Raw genomic sequence first — 2,945 nt, forward strand, 5'->3', positions numbered from 1 at the left:
GGGGGCGTGCCTGCGGCGCTCGAGCGCGCGCCGCACCGCCGTCCGGCACCGCTCGGCCGCCTCCGCCCAGCTGCCGGCCCGGTGCACGTCGAGGCGGTGGTGCGGGCTGGAGCGGGCCAGCGTGGTGACGACCTGCGGCAGCTGGCGTCCGGCCCGGCCCTGGCCCGCGGTGGGGTTGACCACCAGCGTGCACACCGGCAGCGAGGAGTCCACAGGGTGGGTCAGCTGGTCAGCTCGGGAGTGCCGACGGCGGCCTCCTCGGCCGGCCGGCGACGCGCCCGCCGCCGGTCGTTGGCGTGGCAGATGATCTCGGCCAGCACGAAGAGCAGCGACAGTGGGACGGCCAGGGCCAGCATCGAGAACGGGTCGGTGCTGGGCGTGGCGACGGCACCCACGACGAAGGACCCGAAGATGACGATGGTGCGGGCCTGGGAGAGCTGGGTCGCCTTGACGATGCCCATGATGTTGAGCGCGACGACCACGACCGGCAGCAGGAAGGCCACCCCGAAGACCACCATCATCTGCATGACGAAGCCCAGGTAGTCGCTGCCGTCGATGAGGTTGGTCGTCCCGTCGACCGTGAACCCCAGCATCACCGCCATCGCGGTCGGCATCAGCAGGTAGGCGAGACCGACGCCACCGAGGAACAGCGGGGTGGCGCTGCCGATGAAGGCCAGGGCCCACTTCTTCTCCCGAGCCAGCAGGGCCGGGGCGATGAACGCCCAGAGCTGGTAGAGCCAGATCGGCGCCGAGAGGATCAGACCGGCGAACCCGCAGATCCTCAGCACGAGCAGGAAGGGGGCGGCGATGCCCGAGTTGACCAGGCTGATGTCGGCGCCGGGGTTGTCGGCGAGCACCATCTCGGCCGCCTGGTTGTACGGGTAGGCGACCAGTGCGTAGAGCTCGCGGAAGAAGATGGCCGACAGGGCGGACACCACGACCACGGCGATCACCGCGATCGTCAACCGGTAGCGGAGCTCACGCAGGTGGTCCCAGATGGACATCGTGCCGTCCGGGGTGGACGGCGGCGGCTTGAGCCAGTCGAGAGAGAGCCGGCGGCCGCGGATGGTCACTGCCACCGCAGGACTCAGACGTCGCGACGCTGCTCAGCCGGCCGGTCGACGACCTCGGCGTCCACCACGTCGTCCCGACGGGGCGCGGTGGTGTCGCGCGGCTCCGCGGCCGGGGTGGTGGTGTCGGCGGGCTCGTCGGCGGCCTTGTCCTTGTTGCCCCGCAGGCTCTGGGTCTCCTCCTTGAACTCGCGGATCGCCCGCCCGGTGCCCTTGCCGATGCCGGCCAGACGCGACCCGCCGAAGATGAGCAGCGCCAGCGCGACCACGAGGAGGATCAGCACCTCGGGGCCGCCGGGGAGTCCAAACACCATGGGAGTCATGTCGAGTCCTCTTCTCGTCTCGTGCCCGGGGTGCGCTACCTCGGGCAACCTCTGGGGAGTCTACGCGTGGGCCGGCCGGGATCCCAGCCGCAACCGGTCAGCCGCGTCGGGCCACCCGCGTGCGGTCGCGCACGGCCTGCAGCTGCTCGGGCGTCGGGTCGGGTCGCAGCTGCTCCAGCAGCGAGCCCAGCTCCTCGGCGCGGCGGCCCAGCATGGCGATCTCGGACCAGACGTCGGCGGCCTTGTGGAACAGCCAGACGGCCCAGCCGACCAGCGACAGCAGACCGACCACGCCGATGACGACGAAGACCCAGACCCAGCTCACGTGTCCGACCCTAGGCCGAGCTGGCGGTAGAGGGCCAGCGCCTGCTCCGCCGCCTGGCGGGCCTCGTCGGCCGCCCCGGCCGGCTCGAGCACCCGGACCTCGTCGGCCAGCTGGAGCAGCAGGGCCCGCAGCCAGCCGGGGTCGGTGACCGGCAGGGTGGCGTGCAGGTGCCCGGTGGCCGGGTCGGTCTCGACCCGCTCGACCGGGTGGTACTCCGCCACCCAGGCCGCGCCGGGCCGCAGCTCCAGGGTCACCCTGGCCGGGCCGGAGAGCGCCTGCAGCCAGCCCTCGGCCGGCGGCGGGAGGGGGCCGTGGTCAGCCGCCGGCGTCCCGGTCGGCTCGGCGCTGGCGATCCGGTCCAGCCGGAAGGTGCGCCAGTCGTCGCGGCCGAGGTCGAAGGCCTCGAGGTAGGCCACCCCGTCGCGCAGGCTGACCCGCGCCGGGTCGACCTCTCGCTCGGTGGTGCGCTCGGGCGTGTCGTAGACCAGCCGCAGCCGCCGGCCGGCGTCGATGGCGGTGGCCACCTGGTCGCGGATCCGGTCGTCGGCCGACTGCACCGAGACGGTGACCCGCTCGGCCACCTCCTGCCCGGCCCCGGCGACCGCCTCCAGCTTGGCCAGCGCGGAGTCGATGGTGCGGCGCACCGGGCCGGCGGCCAGCTCGCGCACCGAGCGCAGCCCCAGCACCAGCCCGAGCACCTCGTCGGCGGTGAAGCGCAGCGGCCGGGCGAGGTAGTCGGCGTTGGTGAGGTGGATGGTGCCGGCGCCGTCCACGGCGTCCAGGTCGATCTCGATGAGGTCGCCCGGCATCAGCCCGGGCAGCCCGCACATGTAGAGCACCGACAGATCGGCCCGCAGCTGCTTGGGGGTGACGCCGAACTCGCGGGCGGTCTCGGCCAGGTCGGCCCCGTCGTGGGACAGCAGGTAGGGCACCAGGGCCAGCAGCCGCTGCACCTGGACCGAGGAGCTCACGCGCGCTCCCCCGCGCCGGCCAGCGCCCGAGCCGCCCCGGCCAGGTGGTCCACCACCCGGCGTCGGACGGCGGCCGGCTCGAGCACCAGCACGTCCGGGCCGAAGGAGGCCACGTCGGCCACGAAGGCGCCCTCGTCGGCGTAGCCCACCCGGTAGCTGGCGAACCCGTCCGGGGTGCCGGCGGGCAGCGGGTGGTCGACCGGCTCGCCGCGGCGGCGCAGCCGGGGGGCGCGGTCGGCGCGCACGGCGACCACGG

The 2,945-nt window shown here is 74.0% G+C and carries 5 protein-coding genes and 1 pseudogene; all 6 read right to left on the reverse strand.

Translation table 11 applies throughout. From position 1 onward, the window contains the following. Nucleotides 1-213 (reverse strand): annotated as a pseudogene (locus DVA66_RS18955) (hypothetical protein); the annotation flags it as partial. 8 nt (nt 214-221) lie between these two features. Next, nucleotides 222-1,079: a twin-arginine translocase subunit TatC gene (gene tatC / locus DVA66_RS18960; protein WP_232822070.1), complete on the reverse strand. Its 858-nt coding sequence runs from the start codon at nt 1,077-1,079 to the stop codon at nt 222-224. Nucleotides 1,080-1,087: 8 nt separating this feature from the next. Next, on the reverse strand, nt 1,088-1,393 hold the full coding sequence (locus DVA66_RS22165) for a twin-arginine translocase TatA/TatE family subunit (RefSeq protein WP_269801647.1): 306 nt from the start codon (nt 1,391-1,393) through the stop codon (nt 1,088-1,090). A gap of 97 nt (nt 1,394-1,490) precedes the next feature. Next, entirely contained in the window at nt 1,491-1,718 is a 228-nt protein-coding gene (locus tag DVA66_RS18970; protein WP_114561411.1) for a hypothetical protein, read from the reverse strand. Next, a complete protein-coding gene (locus DVA66_RS18975; protein ID WP_114561412.1) occupies nt 1,715-2,689 on the reverse strand; it encodes a helix-turn-helix transcriptional regulator in 975 nt (324 codons plus the stop codon). Before DVA66_RS18975 ends, DVA66_RS18970 begins: the two co-directional genes overlap by 4 nt. Then, a partial coding sequence (locus tag DVA66_RS18980) for a WCX domain-containing protein (RefSeq protein ID WP_157974142.1) occupies nt 2,686-2,945 on the reverse strand: 260 nt, incomplete at its 5' end. The genes DVA66_RS18975 and DVA66_RS18980, both read right to left, overlap by 4 nt.

The organism is Desertihabitans aurantiacus, from assembly GCF_003344635.1.
Classification (GTDB): Bacteria; Actinomycetota; Actinomycetes; order Propionibacteriales; family Propionibacteriaceae; genus Desertihabitans; species Desertihabitans aurantiacus.